At 74.3% G+C, this 18702-nt stretch carries 15 protein-coding genes; 13 read left to right on the top strand and 2 right to left on the bottom strand.

Annotated elements, in window-relative coordinates; translation table 11 throughout:
* Window positions 1-273: 273 nt before the first annotated feature.
* From C1I99_RS10035 to C1I99_RS10010, 6 genes are read left to right on the top strand one after another with little or no spacing between them, the layout of a single operon-like run.
* A complete protein-coding gene (locus tag C1I99_RS10035; protein ID WP_111133937.1) occupies window positions 274-1065 on the top strand; it encodes an ABC transporter ATP-binding protein in 792 nt (263 codons plus the stop codon).
* Window positions 1062-1841, top strand: coding sequence for an ABC transporter ATP-binding protein (locus C1I99_RS10030; protein WP_111133936.1), 780 nt, complete (start codon window positions 1062-1064; stop codon window positions 1839-1841). The genes C1I99_RS10035 and C1I99_RS10030 overlap by 4 nt, the downstream gene beginning before the upstream one ends.
* Window positions 1838-3727 carry an AMP-dependent synthetase/ligase gene (locus C1I99_RS10025; protein WP_233512442.1) on the top strand — a complete coding sequence of 630 codons (1890 nt, stop codon included), beginning with the start codon at window positions 1838-1840 and terminating at the stop codon, window positions 3725-3727. Before C1I99_RS10030 ends, C1I99_RS10025 begins: the two co-directional genes overlap by 4 nt.
* Window positions 3724-4608, top strand: a complete 885-nt coding sequence (locus tag C1I99_RS10020) for a branched-chain amino acid ABC transporter permease (RefSeq protein ID WP_111133935.1) — start codon at window positions 3724-3726, stop codon at window positions 4606-4608. Before C1I99_RS10025 ends, C1I99_RS10020 begins: the two co-directional genes overlap by 4 nt.
* Complete coding sequence (locus tag C1I99_RS10015) at window positions 4605-5720, top strand: branched-chain amino acid ABC transporter permease (RefSeq protein WP_111133934.1); 1116 nt, start codon at window positions 4605-4607, stop codon at window positions 5718-5720. The genes C1I99_RS10020 and C1I99_RS10015 overlap by 4 nt, the downstream gene beginning before the upstream one ends.
* 15 nt (window positions 5721-5735) lie before the next feature.
* Window positions 5736-7034 carry an ABC transporter substrate-binding protein gene (locus tag C1I99_RS10010; RefSeq protein WP_233512441.1) on the top strand — a complete coding sequence of 433 codons (1299 nt, stop codon included), beginning with the start codon at window positions 5736-5738 and terminating at the stop codon, window positions 7032-7034.
* A 67-nt stretch (window positions 7035-7101) separates the two neighbouring features.
* Here C1I99_RS10010 and C1I99_RS10005 read toward each other — a convergent pair whose 3' ends face one another.
* Entirely contained in the window at window positions 7102-9321 is a 2220-nt protein-coding gene (locus C1I99_RS10005) for a family 43 glycosylhydrolase (protein WP_111133933.1), read from the bottom strand.
* Between the two features lie 131 nt (window positions 9322-9452).
* On the opposite strand from C1I99_RS10005, the gene C1I99_RS10000 reads away from it, so the two are divergent.
* The 7 genes from C1I99_RS10000 to C1I99_RS09970 all read left to right on the top strand — a co-directional run bounded on the left by C1I99_RS10000 (window position 9453) and on the right by C1I99_RS09970 (window position 16888).
* On the top strand, window positions 9453-10202 hold the full coding sequence (locus C1I99_RS10000) for an ArsR/SmtB family transcription factor (RefSeq protein WP_233512440.1): 750 nt from the start codon (window positions 9453-9455) through the stop codon (window positions 10200-10202).
* A gap of 121 nt (window positions 10203-10323) precedes the next feature.
* Complete coding sequence (locus C1I99_RS09995; RefSeq protein ID WP_233512439.1) at window positions 10324-11340, top strand: cytochrome P450; 1017 nt, start codon at window positions 10324-10326, stop codon at window positions 11338-11340.
* A complete protein-coding gene (locus C1I99_RS09990) occupies window positions 11337-12134 on the top strand; it encodes an isocitrate lyase/PEP mutase family protein (RefSeq protein ID WP_111133932.1) in 798 nt (265 codons plus the stop codon). The genes C1I99_RS09995 and C1I99_RS09990 overlap by 4 nt, the downstream gene beginning before the upstream one ends.
* A 159-nt stretch (window positions 12135-12293) precedes the next feature.
* On the top strand, window positions 12294-13262 hold the full coding sequence (locus C1I99_RS09985) for a DUF5715 family protein (protein ID WP_111133931.1): 969 nt from the start codon (window positions 12294-12296) through the stop codon (window positions 13260-13262).
* 3 nt (window positions 13263-13265) lie between these two features.
* Window positions 13266-14879, top strand: coding sequence for an asparagine synthetase B family protein (locus C1I99_RS09980; RefSeq protein ID WP_111133930.1), 1614 nt, complete (start codon window positions 13266-13268; stop codon window positions 14877-14879).
* Window positions 14880-14888: 9 nt separating this feature from the next.
* Window positions 14889-15821 carry a PfkB family carbohydrate kinase gene (locus C1I99_RS09975; RefSeq protein WP_233512438.1) on the top strand — a complete coding sequence of 311 codons (933 nt, stop codon included), beginning with the start codon at window positions 14889-14891 and terminating at the stop codon, window positions 15819-15821.
* 59 nt (window positions 15822-15880) lie between these two features.
* A complete protein-coding gene (locus tag C1I99_RS09970; RefSeq protein ID WP_111133929.1) occupies window positions 15881-16888 on the top strand; it encodes a carcinine hydrolase/isopenicillin-N N-acyltransferase family protein in 1008 nt (335 codons plus the stop codon).
* A gap of 74 nt (window positions 16889-16962) precedes the next feature.
* On the opposite strand, the gene C1I99_RS09965 is transcribed toward C1I99_RS09970, so the two are convergent.
* A complete protein-coding gene (locus C1I99_RS09965) occupies window positions 16963-18408 on the bottom strand; it encodes an LVIVD repeat-containing protein (protein WP_111133928.1) in 1446 nt (481 codons plus the stop codon).
* Between the last annotated feature and the right edge of the window lie 294 nt (window positions 18409-18702).

Raw genomic sequence — 18702 nt, 5'->3', positions numbered from 1 at the left:
CGCCCCGAGGTCCGCCGGCCGGCGTCGGTGCCGCCCGCCGCACCCTGCACCGGCGGGTGGCCCCGGCCGTCTCAAGAAGGACCGTGGCGACCACCGCCAGCGCCGATCAGCCGGCGAACCCCGCCAGCTGCGGGGGCAGCAGAACCGGCCGGGTGGCCCGGGCTGAGCGGGCGAAGATCCGCGCGATCCGATCTTTTGCGGGGACGTTCCGCGGGGTTTAATGCTCGGTAACTTGTGGCGCACGCCACAGTGAGCCCTTAGGGGGCGCCGGCCATGCTGCAGGTGCGAAACCTTGAGGTCGTCTACGACGACGTGATGCTCGTGCTGCGTGGGCTGAGCGTCACCGTCCCGCCGGGCGGGATCGTGGCCCTGCTCGGGGCCAACGGCGCGGGCAAGACGACGCTGCTGCGCGCGATCACCGGCCTGCTCGACATCCACGACGGCGACGTGGTCCGCGGCGAGGTCACCCTCGACGGCGAACCGCTGCACCGGCTGCGCCCCGCCGCGATCGTCCGGCGGGGGATCAGCCAGGTGATGGAGGGCCGGCGGATCTTCGGCGAGCTGACCGTGGAGGAGAACCTGCGCCTGGGCGGGCACACCGACCCGCGTCGGATCCCGGCCCGGCTCGACGAGGTGTTCGGGCTCTTCCCGGTGCTCGCGCAGCGGCGCCGCCGGGCGGCCGGCTACCTCTCCGGCGGCGAGCAGCAGATGCTGGCGATGGGCCGGGCGCTGATGGCCGGACCGCGTTACCTGCTGCTGGACGAGCCGAGCCTCGGGCTCGCCCCCCGCCTGGTCGAGCAGGTCCGCGAGCTGATCGTGCGGATCAACGCCGCCGGCACCGGCGTGCTGCTGGTCGAGCAGAACGCCACCATGGCGCTCTCCATCGCCGCGCACGGCTACGTGCTGGAGACCGGCCGGGTGGTGCTCGACAAGCCGGCGGCCCAGCTGCTCGCCGACGACGACGTACGCGAGTTCTACCTGGGGCTGCACGCCGGCGACGGGTCCGGCCGCCGGTCGTTCCGGGACGTCAAGCACTACCGGCGACGGAAGCGGTGGTTGTCATGACCGACCAGGAGATCCTGCGTTTCTCCAACGTCCGGCTCAGCTTCGCCGGGGTCCGTGCCGTCGACGGGGTCAGCTTCACCGTCGGCCGGCAGGAGCTGTTCGCCATCATCGGCCCGAACGGCGCCGGCAAGACCTCCATCTTCAACGTGCTCTCCGGGGTCTACCGCCCGCAGTCCGGCCGGGTGGTCTTCGACGGCGTCGACCTGGTCGGCCGGCGGCCGCACGAGATCGCCGCGCTGGGCCTGGCCCGCACCTTCCAGAACGTCGAGCTCTTCGCCAACCTCACCGTGCTGGAGAACCTCCTGCTCGGCCGGCACCACCACATCCGCTACGGGCCCCTCGCCGCGGTGCTGTGGCGGGGCCGGGCCCGCCGCGAGGAGCTCGCCGCCCGGGCCGCGGTGGAGGAGATCGTCGAGTTCCTGGAGTTGGAGCAGTGGCGGCGGATGCCGGTCGGGCTGCTGCCGTACGGGGTGCAGAAACGGGTGGAGCTGGGCCGAGCCCTGGCGATGGAGCCGAAGCTGCTGCTGCTCGACGAACCGGTCGGCGGGATGAACCTGGAGGAGACCGAGGACATGGCCCGCTACATCCTCGACGTCCGCGAGGAGCTGGGCGTGCCGATGGTGCTGGTCGAGCACGACATGGGCCTGGTGATGGACCTCGCCGACCGGGTCCTGGTGGTCGACTTCGGGCAGCCGGTGGCCACCGGCACCCCGGCGGAGGTCCAGACCCACCCCGACGTGGTCCGCGCGTATCTGGGGGAGGTGACCGCGGCGTGACCGCCACCACCGCGCCGTCCGGGACGGCCCCCGTCGGCACCGCCGGCGCCGCCGCCACCACGATCGCCTCGCGGGTACGCGACCGAGCAGGCGCCACCCCGCACCGGGTGGCGATGCGGGAGAAGGTCCGTGGCATCTGGCAGGAGGTCACCTGGGCGTCCTACTGGGACACCGTGCTGACCGTCGGGCACGGCCTGCTGGCCCTCGGCGTACGCCCGGGGGAGCGGGTGGCGGTGCTGGCCGAGAACCGGCGCGAGTGGTGCTGGACCGACGTGGCCGCCGTCGCCGTGCGTGCGGCGACCGTCGGGCTCTACCCGACCAGCCCCGCCGCCGAGGTCGGCTGGCTGCTGGCCCACTCCGCGGCCCGGGTGCTCGTCGCCGAGGACCAGGAACAGGTCGACAAGGCCCTCGCCGTGCTCGACGACTGCCCGGACCTGCACCGGGTGGTGTACCTGGAGCCGCGGGGGGTACGCGGCTACCACCATCCGGCGTTGCTCGGCTGGGACGAACTGCTCGCGCTGGGTGCCGAGCACCGGGCCGCCCACCCCGGCGCGGTGCAGCGGCTGATGGCCGCCGCGACCAACGCCGACCTGGCCACCCTGATCTACACCTCCGGCACCACCGGCCGGCCCAAGGGTGCCATGCTGAGCGTCGCCAACGTGGACTTCGCGATCCGGACCGTCACCGACGGCGGGGGCCTGGCCTCCCCGCCACCCGCCCCCGACGACCTGCTGCTGTCGTACCTGCCGCTGTGCCACGTGGCCGAACGGGTCTTCACCACCTGGAGCAACGCCGGGGCCGGGGTTCAGGTCAACTTCGCCGAGTCCATCGCCACCGTGCCGGCGAACCTGCGTGAGGTCCAGCCCACCATCCTGTTCGGGGTGCCCCGGATCTGGGAGAAGATCCTCGCCTCGGTCACCATCCGGGTCGCGTCGGCCTCCCCGGTCAAGCGGGCCGTCGCCCGGTTCTGGCTGCGGGTCTCCGACCGGATCGGCGGGCGACTGGTCGCCACCGGCGGCCGGCACACCCCGGCCACCCGGTTGGCGTACGCGATCGGCTGGGTCTTCTGCTACCGGGCGCTGCGCGACCGGATCGGCGTGCGCCGAGTCCGCTACGCCGCCTCCGGGGCCGCGCCGATCGCTCCCGAGGTGCTGCGCTTCTTCATGGGCATCGGGGTGCCGATGCACGAGGTGTACGGCATGACGGAGAACTCGGCGATCGCCACCGGCAACCGGCCCGGCCGGGTGAAGCTGGGTACGGTCGGCGAACCGCAGGACGGCGTCGAGCTGCGCATCGACGAGACCACCGGAGAGATCCTCACCCGCCACCCGGGCGTCTTCGCCGGCTACCTCGACGACCCGGCGGCCACCGCGGCGGTGCGGGAGCCGGACGGCTGGCTGCACACCGGCGACATCGGCGAGTGGGTGTGCGGCACGCACGTGCGGATCACCGGCCGGGCCAAGGACATCATGATCACCGCGGGTGGGAAGAACATCGGCCCCGCCGGGATCGAGAACGAGCTGAAGGCGTCCCCGTACGTCAAGGAGGCGGTGCTGGTCGGCGACCGGCGGCCCTACCTGGCGGCGCTGATCGGCATCGAGGTCGACACGGTGGGGCAGTGGGCGCAGCGGCGCCGGCTGCCGTACACCACCTACCGGGACCTGACCAGTAAGCCGGAGGTGGTGGAGCTGATCGGCTCGGTGGTCGACGAGGTCAACCGCCGGCACCCGCCGGTGGAGCAGGTCAGGCGCTTCCGGCTGCTGCCCAAGGAGCTCGACCAGGACGACGGCGAGCTGACCGCCACCCAGAAGGTCCGCCGGGAGGCGGTCGGCCGGGCCTTCGCCGACCTGGTCGACGAGCTCTACGCCCCCGGCGGTGACCGGTGACCGAGCTGATCGAGAGCCTGCTGCGCGGGCTCGGCACCGGCAGCGTCTACGCGCTGCTCGCCCTCGGCTTCGTCATCATCTACAAGGCCACCCGGGTGATCAGTTTCGCCCAACCGGCCTTCATGCTGGCCGGGGTCGTCGCGGTGACCTACCTCAGCCCGGCGGTCGGCTTCTGGGCAGCCGTGCCGCTCGCGGCGGCCGGCACCGGGCTGCTCGCCCTCGGCGTGGAGCGCACCGCGGTGCGGCCGATGGTCGGCCGGCCGGCGTTCGTGGTCGCCATCATCACCCTCGGCGTGGACGTCGCGGTGCGGGTGGTGGTCAACGCGTTCATCGGGCTGGACGTGCGGCACGTCGGCGACCCGTGGCAGTTGCGCACCCTCCCGCTGGGTCCGGTGCAGATGCAGCAGCGGCACGCCGCGGCCGTCGTCGCCGCCGCGCTGCTGGTCGCCGCGCTGTTCGCGTTCTTCCGGTTCACCCGCACCGGGCTGGCGATGCGGGCCGCCGCGCTGGACCAGGAGGCGGCGCTGGCGCATGGCGTCTCGGTCGGCGCGGTCTTCGCGATCAGCTGGGCGCTCGCCGGCGGGCTGGCCGCGGTGGCCGGTACCTTCGCCGCCGCCGGGGGCAGCGTGGACGGCGGGCTCTGGCTGGTCGCGCTGACCGCCCTGCCGGTGATCATCCTGGGTGGGCTGGACTCGCTGCCCGGCGCCGTGATCGGCGGGCTCGCCGTGGGGGTGCTCCAGGAACTCGTGGCCACCTACGCCAACGACGTCGCCTGGCTCGGCGGCAACATCTCGGTCATCACCCCGTACGTGCTGATGCTGGTCGTGCTGCTGGTGCGGCCGTACGGGCTGTTCGGTACGCGGGAGGTGGAGCGGGTATGAGCAACTCCCGGCCGCGCGGCAGACCGCTGCTGCGGACCTCCTACGCGGAGGACCTGGCGCTGCTGGACACTCCGGCCAAGCGGTGGTGGACGGCGGCGCTGCTGGTGCTCGCGTTGTCGCTGCCGTTCCTGCTCACCGACGACCTGCTGCAACTGCTCGCGGTCTGCTGCGTGGCGGCGATCGGCGCCATCGGGCTGGGCCTGGTCACCGGGTACGCCGGCCAGGTCTCCCTCGGCCACGCGTTCTTCCTCGGCATCGGCGCGTACACCGCGGCGGGGCTCAGCGGCGACCCGGACGGGCGGGTGATCGGCCTCGGCGTCACCGACATCGCGCTCTGGCTGCCGGCCGCCGGGCTGGTCGCCGCCCTGGCCGGGGTGCTGGTCGCGCCGCTGGCCACCCGGCTGCGCGGGCTCTACCTGGCCATCGTCACGCTCGGCCTGGTCTTCATCGGCCAGCACGTGTTCAACGAGTGGTCGGCGCTGACCGGCGGCGCCGGGGTGGGCCGGCCGGCGGCCACCCTGGAGTTCCTCGGCCGGCCCCTCGCGGTCACCGACGCCGTCGCCACCCGGGACCAGAAGCTGTACTGGCTGATGCTGGTGCTGCTGCTCGTCTTCGCCGTGGCCGCCCGGAACCTGGCCCGCTCCCGGATCGGGCGGGCGTTCACCGCGATCCGCGACCGGGACATCGCCGCCGGGGTGATCGGGGTGAACCTGCCCCGGTACAAGACCGTCGCCTTCGCGGTGTCGTCGTTCTACGCCGGCTGCGCGGGGGCGCTGCTCTACACCGTCACCGGGTTCTTCGACCCCGGCTCGTTCAGCCTGCTGCTCTCCGTGCAGTACATCGCCATGGTGCTCATCGGCGGCGCGGGCACCATCTCCGGCGCCATCGCCGGGGCGTTCTTCATCACCCTGCTGCCCCGGCTCACCCGGGAACTGCAGGCGTGGGTGCCGTTCGTCAGCACCCAGCCGAACGAGGTGCCGAACGTCTTCCAGGTGGAGACGATCCTCTACGGCGTACTCATCATCGTCTTCCTCATCTTCGAACCGCGCGGGCTGTTCGGACTGTGGATCCGGGCCCGCAACTACTGGAAGGCGTGGCCGTTCTCCTACTGACCGAGCGAGGAAGCCATGGGAAGACCGACGTCGCGGATCGCCCTCGGGGCGGCCCTGATACTGCTGGCCGGGGTGCTCACCGCCTGCCGGGGCGGTGACACCACCACCGACGCCTCCGGACTGAAGACCGACGTGGGCGTCACGTCCGAGCCGTGCCCGGAGGCGGTGGACAAGAACAAGGGCTGCATCTACCTCGGCATCATCTCCGACCTCACCGAGGGGCCGTTCCGGGCCCTCGCGGTGCCGATCACCGACGCGCAGAAGGCGTTCTGGAAGCGGGTCAACACCGCGGGCGGGATCGGCGACTACGAGGTGGACGTCACCCGTTACGTGCGGGACAACAAGTACAACCCGCAGACCCACAACCAGGTCTACCAGGAGATCAAGCCGAACGTGCTGGCGCTGGCGCAGAGCCTCGGCTCGCCCACCACCGGGGCGATCCTGGCCGACATGAAGGCCAGCAACGTCATCGCCGCGCCCGCGGCGTGGACCTCCGCTTACGCCTTCGAGGACGTCATCGTCGAGTCCGGCGCCAACTACTGCATCGAGTCGATGAACGCCCTCGACTACGCCCGCGAGGCGTACGCCCCGAAGTCGGTGATGGCGGTGCACCTGGCCGGCGACTACGGTGACGACGCCGCGGCCGGGGTGAAGCTCGCCGCGCAGGCCCTCGGGCTGACCTTCACCGACGTCAAGACCGACTCGGGCGCGGACAAGCAGGCCGGCGCCATCCAGGCCATCCTCACCGGCCGGCCCGACCTGGTGGTGCTGACCATGGGCCCGGCCGACGCGGCCACCATCGTCGGCCAGGCCGTGGCGCGCGGCTTCGCCGGCCGGTTCATCGGCACCAGCCCCACCTGGAACCCGGCGCTGCTGCAGAGTCCGGCCGCCCCCGCGCTGCTGGCCCGCTACGAGCAGACCGCACCGTGGAACACGTGGAGCAGCGACACCCAGGGGCACCGGGCGCTGCGGGAGGCGCTGCCCGGGGTCACCCCGAACGACGGCTACACCGCCGGCTGGGTGTGGTCGTACCCGATGAGGGCCGCGCTGACCAAGGCGGTCGCCGACGGCGACCTGACCCGGGCCGGTCTGCTCAAGGCGGTCACGTCGCTCACCTCGGTCGACTACGAGGGCATGCTGCCGGCGACCGCCGGCAACTACGCGGCCGGGCCGAACGACGGCGCGGTCCGGGTCACCGCGGTCTACAAGCCGGACAAGGCGTCCCCGACCGGGGTGAGCCAGGTCCGGGACCTGTTCACCGGCCCGACCGCCCAGGCGTACCGGCTGGACGCGCCCTGCTACGAGAAGCTGTGACGGCACCGGTGCCCCGGCCGGGTCCCGGCCGGGGCACCGTCCCGCGCCCCCGGGGCGGGGTCCACCGTCAGCGGTGGAAGCGCAGGTAGTCGAACGCGGCGGTGACCGCCGGCTCCGCGCCGCCGTGGGCGACCAGGCCGATCCGGGGCGTGGTGTCGGCCGGGAAGGTCCACACCCCGCCCCAGGTCCAGGTGCGCCCGTCGCGGCTGGAGCCGGCGCGGAACTCGTGCTCCCCGCCGGCCGGGTCGAGCCGGTGCGCCAGGCGCAGCCAGGTGGTGGTGGCCGGGGCACCGACGATGTTCCCGCCGTAGCCGGGCTGGCCGGCGAAGGGCAGTTCGTGGCCGTACTCGACCTGCCGGGTGTTCCAGATCGCCACCTGGGCCAGCCGGGCGAACCGGTCGTCGTGGACGTAGGCGACCAGGCCGGCCTGCTGGTGGTTGCGGACGGTCTGTTCGCCCAGGTCGAGGGTCACCTTCGTCTCCACCACGTAGTCGCCGGTCGGGGCGTCGCGCAGCAGCACGCTCGCCGTGTTGCCGGCACCAACCAGGTCGGCGTCCTGCACCGGCCAGCGCAGCGTGCCGGCGGAGACGGTGGCCGCCGGGTCCGGGCGGACCCACCGCCAGTCCGGGGCCAGCCCGTCGGTGAACTCGTCGGAGAACGCCGGCAGCAGGCCGCCGACCCGGGGCTCGGGCACGGCGTGCCGGGCCGGCCGGTTCAGCCGCGCGACGCTGACGTTGTCGAAATCGGCGGTGCCGCCGGTCGCGGTCAGCCCGACGCGGCCGGGGACCGGGCGGTCCAGCCGCAGCGAGACCACGGCGAGCTGGTCGCCGAGGCGGGCCGGGCTCAGCTCGGCGACGAGTTGCCGGCCGCGTACCTCGACGGCGAGATGGTGCCGGTCGGCCGGGTCGAGCCCGGCCGGCAGCGGCCCGCTCGCCGTGCGGGCGCCGTCGCGGGCTACCAGCCGGCCACCGGCCACGTCCACCCGCACCTGCACCCGGCCAGCCAGGGTGAGGCCGGCGGACTCGGCGCCGGTCAGGCGCAGGTCGGCCTCCGCCCGCACGTCCCCGCCCACGGTGGTACGGCTGCTCAGGGCACCGCCGCCGGTCAACCGGCCGTCGGCGATCCGCCAGTCGCCCGCGGTGGCGGTCCAGCCGGCCAGGGTGCTGTCGAACCGTTCGTCGACCTGGCCGGTGGTCACCGGCGCGGGCCGGGTTCCGTCCGACGGGCCGGCGCCCGCGTTCACGGTCGGCCAGCCGTCGATCCAGTCGAGGCGATCCAGGAGCATCGGCCGCTCGTTGATGCCGAACGGCTCGTCCAGGTACGGGTCGGCCCGGTCGAGGGCGTGGTAGACGATCCAGTCCTGCCCGGACAGGTCGGTGAGGAAGCCGTTGTGGCCGGTGCCGATCCACCGGTTTCCGTTCTGGGTGAGCACCGGGGTGCCGCCGGCCCGGGAGGCGGTCAGCGAAACGCCGTGCCGGTCGACGAACGGTCCCCCTGGGCTGCGCGACCGGCCGACGTGGACGGAGTAGCCGGTGGCCGGGCCGGCGCAGCAGTTCGCGGTGGAGGCGAACAGCCAGTACCAGCCGTCGTGGCGCAGCACGTAGCTGCCCTCGAACTTGTTGTCGATCGCCACCAGGGTCGGCTCGCCGACCGCGCGCAGCCCGTCCGGGGAGAGTTCGGTGACCGAGACCCCGCCGTAGTAGCTGCCGTAGTACAGGTAGTGCCGGCCGTCGACGTCGGTGAACTGGCTCGGGTCGATGGTCCACAACCAGCCCCCGCCGCCACCGGGGCGGGGCGCGACCACCGGCTGGTCGGCGAAGGTCCACGGGCCGGTCGGGGTGGGCGCGGTCGCCGCTCCGATCGCGAAGTCGCCGCCCTCGGCCGAGGCGGTGGTGTCGGTGACCGTCACGTACATGACCCACCGGCCGTCGACCCGGCGCACGTCGGGCGCCCAGTAGCCGGCGCCGGGCGCCGCGTAGGGCGGGCGCTGGTCGGCGCCGAAGGCGTCCCCGACGTACGTCCAGTCGACCAGGTCGGCGGAGCGCGCGGTGGGCACCCGGTGGAACGTCCTCTCGCCCTCTCGCAGCGGGTCGGTGGTGCCGTAGGCGTACCAGAAGCCGTCCTCGCCCCGCACGATCACCGGGTCGGCGAAGGTGTCGGCGAACCCGGCTGAGGCGGGGTTGCGGTAGCGGGGGCCGGAGTTGGCGGCGGCCGGCGCGGATGCCGTTGCGGCCAGCAGCAGACCGAGTACGGCGGCGAGCGCGCCGCCACGGCGGAGTTGTCCCATCAGACCTGCCTCGGGTGGTGGTGTGTCGGCCAGGATCGGTCCGTCCGTTTCTACAACGATGGATACAACGTTGTAAAGAGTCCCTCGACCCGTCGGTCGCCGCCGAACCGTCGCCGTGCCAGCATGGGCCGATGATGCGCGCCACCCTGCCCGACGGTGCGGCCCTGGCCCGGCTCGCCGCCCTGCTCGCCGACGACACCCGGGCCAGCCTCTGCCTGGCCCTGCTGGACGGCCGGGCCTGGACGGCGGGGGAGCTGGCCCGCGCCGCCGGGGTGGCGCCGTCCACCGCGAGCGAGCACCTGGACCGGCTGGTGCGCGGCGGCCTGCTGACCGAACGGCGGCAGGGCCGGCACCGCTACCTGCGGCTCGCCGGGACGTCGGTGGCCGAGCTGGTCGAGCACCTGGCCGGCCACGCCCCGGTCGGGCCGCCGCCCGCCCGCTCGCTGCGCGCCATCCGGGCCGGCGCCGCGCTGGCGTACGCCCGCACCTGCTACGACCACCTGGCCGGCCGGCTCGGGGTGCTGCTGCGCGACGCGATGCTGAACCGCGGGCTGCTGGACGACGCGGGCGGGCTGGTGCTGACTCCCGCCGGCGGCGACTGGCTCGACCGGCTGGACGTGCCGGTGGCGCCGCTGCGGGCGGCCCGACGGCCGCTGGTGCGCGACTGCCTCGACTGGACCGAACGCCGGCCGCACCTGGCCGGCGCGCTCGGCGCGGCGCTCTGCGCCCGCCTGCTCGACCTGGGCTGGTTGAGCCGGGGCACCGGCCGGGCGGTGCGGCTGACCCCGGCCGGTCGCCCCGCGCTCGCCGAGGCCCTGGGCGTGGCCCCGACCGACCTCGCGCCGGCCGCCGTCCCGGACACCGGCGGCGGCCGCGCCTGACCCCGCCCGTCCGCCCCTCCCGATCATCGACGCCACGTGCGGCAGGGCCCCGACAGTCCGAACCTGCCGCGACCCGCACTTTTCGGCGAGGGCCGAAGCGATCCGGGCCTACCGTCGGGCCGTGACCGTCGACCGACCCACCATCGCGCCCGTGCCGGGCACGCCCCCGTGCGAGCCGCCCGTCCTCGATCCCGCCGCCGGCTGGATGGTGACCCGGCACGCCGACGTGCGCGCCGTGCTCACCGACCCCGCCTACCGGGTGCCGGTCGCCGAACCCGGCCCGCCGGGCACCCTCGCCTGGCTGCGCGGCACGGTGAGCCGGTTCAGCGCCCCGGACCGGCACCCGGCCCGGCGGGCGGTCGCCGTCGCGGCGCTGGCCGGTCTCGACCCCGACGAGCTGTGCACGGCGGCGGCCCGACTCACCGGCGATGTCCTCGACGGCGCCGGTGACCGGCTGGACGTGATGGCCGCACTGGCGCGGCGCGTACCGCTGCGGGTGCTGGCGGCCCGGCTGGGCCTCGCCGACCCGGACGCCGCCGCGCCGGCGGTGGCCGCGGTCGCCGGCGCCTACCATCTCGGCGCCGGACCGGCGGCGGTCCGGCGGGCCGACCGGGCCGTCGCGGCGCTGCTCGCGATGACACCGCCGGCCCCGCCGGAGGTCCGGGCCAACCGGATCGGCCTGCTGGTCCAGGCCTGCGACGCCACCGCCGGCCTGATCGGCGCCGCTGCCCGGCACGCACTGACGTTGCCGGCCGGCGTGCCGACCGTCGACCTGCTCGTCGAGGTGCTGCGGCTCGAACCGCCGGTACGCGGCACCCGGCGGGTCACCGCCGGCCCGGCCCGGCTCGCCGGGCGGGACGTCGCGCCCGGCAGCGCGGTGCTGCTGCGCTTCGACGCCGCCAACCGGGACCCGGCGGTCTTCCCGGATCCGGACGACGTGCGGCCGGGCCGCCCGGGCGCGGCACTGACGTTCGGCGTGGGCCCCCGCGACTGCCCCGGGCAGCGGCACGCCCTCGCCCTGGCCGCCGGTGTGGTGGACGTGCTGCGGCACCGCTGCCGCCCGGTCCCCGGCCCGGTGGCACCCGAGCCGCACGCGCTGCTGCGCGTCCCGACCCGCTTCGAGGTGCGACCGCGATGACGAACGGCCGCTGCGCCACCTTCCACGCCCTGCACCACGCCGGTCGGCCGCTGCTGCTGCCCAACGCCTGGGATCACGCCAGCGCCGCCGCGCTCGCCGCGCGCGGGCATCCGGCGGTCGGCACCACCAGCCTGGGCGTGGCCGCGGCCGCCGGCCTGCCCGACGGGGCCGCGGCGACCCGGGCGGAGACCCTCCGGCTGGCCCGGCTGCTGCGCCGGCTTCCGGTCCTGCTGACCGTCGACGTCGAGGCCGGGTTCAGCGACGACCCGGCGGCGGTCGCCGACCTGGTCGCCGAACTGGCCGCACTCGGCGTGGTCGGGGTCAACATCGAGGACGGCCGCCCGGACGGCGGTCTGGCTCCGCCGGAGCTGACCGCGGCCAAGGTGGCGGCGGTCAAGGCGGCGGCGCCGGAGGTGTTCGTCAACGCCCGGACCGACACCTGGTGGCTGGGGACGCCCGACCCGCTGCCGGCGACCCTGCGCCGGGCCCGAGCCTACCGGGACGCCGGCGCCGACGGGATCTTCGTGCCGGGGGTGCCGGACGCCGCCACCGTCGGTCGCCTCGCCGCCGCGGTCGACGCCCCGCTCAACGTGCTCCTCCAGCCGGACGGGCCCGGCCTGGACGAGTTGGGGGAGCTTGGGGTGGCCCGGGTGAGCACCGGCTCGCTGCTGTTCCGGGCGGCGGTCGGCGCCGCCCTGGCTGCCCTGGACGCCGTCCGCGCCGGCGCCCCGCCGCGCCCCGAGCCGCCCTCGTATGCCGAGGTGCAGCGGTGGAGCTCGCCGTCGCGGCCGTAGCGGTTCGTCCCGGGGTGGCGCTGCTGCCACCACCCGGCCAGTCCCGTCTCCCTTCGGGGCAGATAGGAGGATTGTTCGGACTTCTCCCCGCTCGCCTGATTACGGTGTTGTCCAGGGCGATGCACCCCGTGACGTCGTGACGGGAGAGAGGACCCGACCATGCGAGTGCCCAGTCGAAGCCCGGGACAGCAACCCGGTCCCTCCGTCACGCCCGGCGCCCGGACCCGGCGACGCGCGCCCTCCGGGCTGCCCCACCGGCTCCCCGCCGCCGGCCCCGACCTCGACGCCTACCGGTCGGCCGTGGCGGACCTGCTGGTGGAGATCGGCGCCCTCGCCGCCGCGTCCTGCACCGCCGCCCGGCAGGTCCTGATCGACGAGCGCCTGCGCGAGCCGGCGATCGCGGCAGTGCTCGACGCCACCCCGCAGGGCCTCGTCGGCGCGCGCGAGACGTTGCTGCTGGAGATGGCCCGGTACCAGCCCAACCCGCGCAACTCGGCCGCCGACCTCACCGCGCTGGTCCGGATCTACCTGCTCTCCCGCATCGACGTGATGTGGTGGCGCGACGCCACCACCTTCCTCACCGACGAGCAGGTCAACGGCAGCCCCGACCTGGTCGACCTGGAGTGGCTGCGCCGGCGGGACCTGCTGCGCTTCCGCTACCAGGAACAGCCCGGCACCGTGTTCGGGCGCGCGGTGCGGGCGGCGCGGCGGCGGCTGCGCCCCGACGCCACGCCGCGCACCGCCGGCCTACTGTTCCGCCGGGCCCGCCGGGAGGTCGTGGCCCTGCTCAACGACCTCGGCCGGGAGTTCGCCGCCAGTACGCCGCCGGGCACCCCGCCGCTCTGGGTGACCAGCCTGGTCCGCAGCGCCGAGCACCAGTACCGGCTGCGCCGGCTCGGGTACGCGGCCATGGTGCCCAGCGGCCACTGCCTCGGCTGGGCGGTGGACGTGGAAATGGACTGGTTCGGCCGCTTCGGCGCCCGGGACGCCCTCGCCGGCCTGCTGCTGGCCCGCCAGCGCGCCGGCGAGGTCAATGTGGTCGACGAGGGGCAGACCTGGCACGTGTGCCTCGCCCCGGGCGCCCGCCGGCGGTTGCGCCGGGCGTACGAAGCCGAGATGGGGGTGTGAGCGATGTGCGGCATAGCGTTGAGCCTCGGGCCGGAGGCCGACCCGGCGATCTTCCGGCGGATGCTCGCCACCCTCGCCCCGCGCGGCGAGGTCACCGAGACCCGGTACGAGGACGGCCTGCTCACCGGCGTGCGGCGGCTGCGGGTGGTGGACCGGGAGCGGGCGGTGCAGCCGTGGACCTCCGACGACGGGCAGTGGGTGCTCTGCTACAACGGCGAGGTCTTCAACCACTACGAGCTGCGGGCGGAGCTGACCGCGCTCGGGCACCGCTTCCGCAACGCCAGCGACACCGAGGTGGTGCTGGCGGCGTTCCAGCGCTGGGGTGAGGCGATGGTGGCCCGGCTGCGCGGCGAGTACGCCTTCGCCGTGGTGGAGCGGGCCAGCGGCCGCGCCTACCTGGTCCGCGACCCGCTCGGCGTCAAGCCCCTGTACTGGACCCGGACCCCGGGCTGCCTGTACGTGGCCAGCGAGGTCAAGGCCCTGGTCGGGCACGGCACACCGATCGCCGAGGTGCCGCCGGGTCACCACGGCTGGGTGGAATCCGACGCGCCGGTGCGGCTGCGGCCGTACGTGGACCTGCTCGCCCTCGGTGAGGGACTGCCCGTGGTGGAGGATCCGGACGAGGCCGCCCTGCTCGTCCGTACCGCCCTCACGGACAGCATCCGGATGCGGGTGGACACCGACCTCACCGTGGGGGTGGTGCTCTCCGGCGGGTTGGACAGCTCGCTGGCCCTGCTGCACGTCCACCGGATGCACCCGGACTGCGTCGCGGTGACGGTCGGCGTGCCGGAGAGCCCCGACGTCGCGTACGCCCGGCGGCTCGCCCGCGACCTCGGGGTGCCCCACGAGGTGATCGAGCTGCGCCCGCGCGACATCCGGCTGACCGACATCCGGGAGGCCATCCGGATCTCCGAGCTGACCGAGTACGGCGACATCATCAACGCGGTGGTGTCGGTGCCGATCTTCCGCCGGCTGCGCGAGCTGGGGGTGAAGGTGGTGCTCACCGGGGACGGCTCCGACGAGCTGTTCGGCGGCTATCCGATGTACCACGAGGTCGGCCCGGAGGCGTCCCGCCGGCTGTTCCTGCACAAGATCCGCAACCTGTGCCGGACCGAGCTGCAGCGGGTGGACCGGGCCAGCATGGCGTACGGGGTGGAGGCCCGGGTGCCGTTCCTCGATCTCGGCCTGGTGGAGCTGGCGATGCGGCTGCCGGTCGGGCTGAAGCTGCGCGACGGGCAGGAGAAGTGGATCGTCCGGCGGGCCTTCGCCGACCTGCTGCCGGACTACGTCCGCCGCCGGCCGAAGAACCCGATGTCGTACTCGTCGGGACTGCACGAGCGGGCCCGGCTCTACAAACCGTTCTTCGCGCGGATGCACCGCTCCTTCCGCTACGACCTGCTGGAGCCGGTCCGGCGCGACTTCGACAGCGTGCTCACCCGCTGCGGCAACGACCTGGACCGGGCGATCGCCGCCGGCCGGGCCCGACCCGACTACACGGTGCTGGAGCACGCCCGCGACCTGGTCGGCGCGGCGAAGTGGAACGCGGCGCCGGTGGTGCGCCGGCTGGTCGGCCCGCGCCGCGCCCGGGGCGACGAGGCGCCGCTGCGGCGGGGGTAACACCCGAGCATGGCGGGACTGGACGTGATGGCGGTCGGGCAGGTGGCCCGGGATCTCGTGCTGCTGATCGAGGAGGTGCCGCGGGCCGGCCGCAGCGTCCCGGTACGGCGCCGCCGCGAGCTGCTCGGCGGCAAGGGTGCCAACCAGGCCGTGGCGGCCGCCCAGCTGGGCGCGTCGGTCGGGCTGCTCGGTGTGGTCGGCGACGACGAGGTCGGGGAGCGGCTGCTGGCACAGGCGCGCGCCGACGGGATCGACGTCGGCGCGGTGCTGCGCCGGCCGGGCACCCCGACCGGGCTGATCGTCGACGTGGTCGACGCCGCGGCCCACTGGCGCTACCTGGAGGACCTGCCGCAGGCCACGCTGCTCACGGCCGCCGACGTGGCGGGGGCGGCCGGCGCGCTGCGCGCCGCGCGGGCGGTGCTCGTGCAGCTCCAGCAGCCCGCGGCGGCCGCCCTGGCCGCCGCCCGGGCGGCCCGGGAGGCCGGCCGGCTGGTGGTGCTCGACGGGGCGCCGGACGACCCGGCCGCCCTCGACGAGCTGCTCGCCGTCGCCGACGTGCTGCGCGCCGACGCGCGGGAGGTCGCGCTGATCACCGGTGACCCGCCGCGGGACGCCGCCGGCGGGCTGGCCGCCGGGCGCACGCTGCTGCGCCGGGGTCCCTCCCTGCTGGCCGTGGAGGTGGCCGGGGTGGGCAACGCCTTCGTCTGGCCCGACGGCGAGCTGTTCGTGCCGCTGACCCGGACGCCCACCGTGGACAGCACCGGCGCCGGGGACGCGTTCGTCGCCGCGCTCGCCGTCGGCCTGCTCCGCGGCGATCCCCACGACCGGGTGGCCCGCCACGCGGTCGCCGCCGCCGGCGCCACCGTCGGCCATCCGGGCGGTCGTCCCGCGCTGACCCCCGAGGCGATCCGGGACCAGCTGGGCCGCATCCCGGCGTCCTGACTCCACACGAATCGCGGCAGGTGGACAACCGCCGATCCCTGCCCTAGCGTTCAGGAGATATGCGGAGGACTCTCCTGGGCGCCGGTGCCGCCCTGCTGCTCGCCGTGACCGCGTGTTCCGCCGGGGAGCCCGCGGATCCCGGGCCGGCGGCGCCGAGCACCGCCGGGATCCCGACCGCCTCCCGCCAGGACGCCGGCGAGGTCGAGCGCACCCTGGCCAGCCTGCGCAAGGTCGACGACCTGCCGCTCTACGAGATGACGTACGTCGGGGCGTACGACCCGACGGCCGGCACCGACGCGAGCCCGCAGGCGAAGCCGTTCGGCTGCTCGCTCTTCGCCGCCGCCGGTGACCCCGCCCGGCCGCTGTTCGCCCGCAACTTCGACTGGGACGCCAACCCCGCACTGGTGCTGCGCACCGACCCGCCGGACGGGTACGCCACCATCTCGGTGGTGGACATGTCGTACCTCGGGGTGGGTGCCGACCCGAGCGGCGACCGGCGGCTGCTCAACGCGCCGCTGCTGCCCTTCGACGGGATGAACGAGCGGGGCCTGGCGGTCGGGCTGGCCGCCGACGACGGGGCGCGGGCGATCCGCGACCCCGGCAAGCCCACCGTCGGGTCGGTACGGATCCTGCGGCTGGTGCTCGACCGCGCGGCCACGGTGGACGAGGCGGTCGCCGTGTTCGAGCGGTACAACGTGGACTTCGACGGCGGGCCGGCGCTGCACTACCTGCTCGCCGACGCCGGCGGAGCGTCGGCGGTGGTCGAGTTCGTCGACGGCCGGATGCGGGTCGAGCAGGGCCGGGGCGGCTGGCGTGCGCTGACCAACGTGCCGGTCGTCGGTGTCGCGGAGGAGCGCCGCCGCGAGGACCACCGCTACGGCACCATCGCCGCCGCACTCGACCGGGCCGGCGGGGTGGTGGACGCCTCGGCGGCATTCGAGATCCTGCGCGACGTGCGGCAGGGGCACACCCGCTGGTCGGTGACGTACGGCCTGCGCGGCGGCGAGGTGCGGCTGACCACGGCGACCGGCGGCGGCGAGCGGCGCTACCAGCTGCCGGTGAGCTGATCCCACCGCCACGGGGACGTGGCCGGGCCCGACCCCTCGACGTGAGGGACCGGGCCCGGTGGTGCGTCGTGCCGTTACCAGCCGCGGTAGCGCGGCTGGGTCTGCACGTTGAACTCGCGGTACCGGACCCGCTCCGCCGTCCAGGTCCGCCAGTCGGTCAGCTTCAGGACGTCGAGGCCCTTCCTGGTGTCGTTGGAGTAGATGTGTCCGTTGTAGTAGTACGCGGACCAACTGCCGCCGAAGGTCAGCCGGTCGGTCGAGATCGGCCCGCGCTCCCAGAACGCGATCTCCTCCGGGTGGGCCGAGTCGGTGAAGTCCCACACCGAGACGCCGCCGTTGTACCACGCCTGGACCATGATGTCCCGCCCGAACACGGGGATCAGCGAGCCGTTGTGCGCCACGCAGACCTCGGTGTCGGCGTTGTAGCGGGGGATCTTGTAGTAGCTGCGGAAAACCATCGTCCGCGCGTCACCGCGGCCGGTGATGTCGTAGATGGCGTCCGCGCCCCGGTTCGGGCCGACGGCCTCGTTGCAGGTCGCCGCGCCGCCACCACCCAGCTCGTCGGTGAAGACCACCTTGGTGCCGGCGTTGTTGAAGGTGGCCGAGTGCCAGAACGCGAAGTTCACGGTGTCCCGCACCCGGTTGATCACCCGCGGCGCCTCGCGGTTCGAGATGTCCATCAGGATGCCGTCACCCATGCAGGCCCCGGCCGCCAGGTCCTTCTGCGGGTAGACGGTGATGTCGTGACAGCCGCTGGTGGCCGACTTCTGGCCCGGGACGCCCTCGTACCCGCCGTCGGGGAAGAGGTTCGGCGTGGCCACCACCGCCGCCTCGGTGGGCTTCCTCAGCGGCACCTTGATGATGGAGATCGAGTCGTGCGGCGGGGCGCAGCCCACGTAGGTGTCCCGCGGCCCGTACGACGAGACGTACAGGTAGACCGAGCGCCCGTCCTTTGCCGGCACCAGGGTGTGGGTGTGCGAGCCGCAGGCGGTCTGCACCGATTTGATGTAGCGGGGGTTGGCCTTGTCGCTGATGTCGAAGACCTTGATGCCTTCCCAGACCGTTTCCGTGCTCGGCACCTGGGCGCTGTCGCAGGAGTCGTCGCTGCGCGGCGAGTCGGTGGAGAGGAAGAGCAGGTCGTCGTGGACGGAGATGTCGTTCTGCGACCCGGGGCAGAACACCGAGGACACGACCGTCGGGGCGCTCGGCTTCGAGATGTCGTAGGTGACGAAGCCGTTGTAGTTGCCGGCGAAGGCGTACTTGCCCTGGAAGGCGAGGTCGCTGTTGGTGGCGTCCAGCGGGGCCTGCTTCGGGACGTTGGCGATCTGCCGCAGGTTGGGACTGCTGACGATCTCGTCGACGCCGGGGATGGTGTTGCTGGCGTCCGCCGTGCCGGTCGGCGCCGACTGGGGTGCGGCGCTGCCCGGTGGGGCGGTCACGACGCTGGCGAGGAGGAGGCTGGCCGCGGCGAGGCTCACGATTTTGAACCGCCGGGTCTGTCGCGTGGGGAGTCTGATCATCGGCGAGCCCTTCGCAAGGGGTGACGATTGTCCACACCTTACCGTCCGATGAGGTGTGTCGATGTGACCTGGGTCACAAGTCATGTCGTTCGTCAATGGATACCATCGCGGTGACCTCGACCTGAGGGAGTGGCCCATGACCAACCGGCGCGCCCGGGCGCTGGCGATCGTCACACTGGCCGCCGCGTTGCCGCTGCTGGTCCTGCTCGTGCTCCGCTCCGGCGGCGACGCGCCCCCGGGCGCCGCCCGACCGGTCTCCGGGCCCGCCGCCGCGGCGACCACGCCCGCCCCGAC

The organism is Micromonospora deserti (assembly GCF_003236335.1).
Classification (GTDB): Bacteria; Actinomycetota; Actinomycetes; order Mycobacteriales; family Micromonosporaceae; genus Micromonospora; species Micromonospora deserti.
Note: the sequence above shows the minus strand (reverse complement) of the source record. Positions and strands in the feature narration are given on the sequence as shown.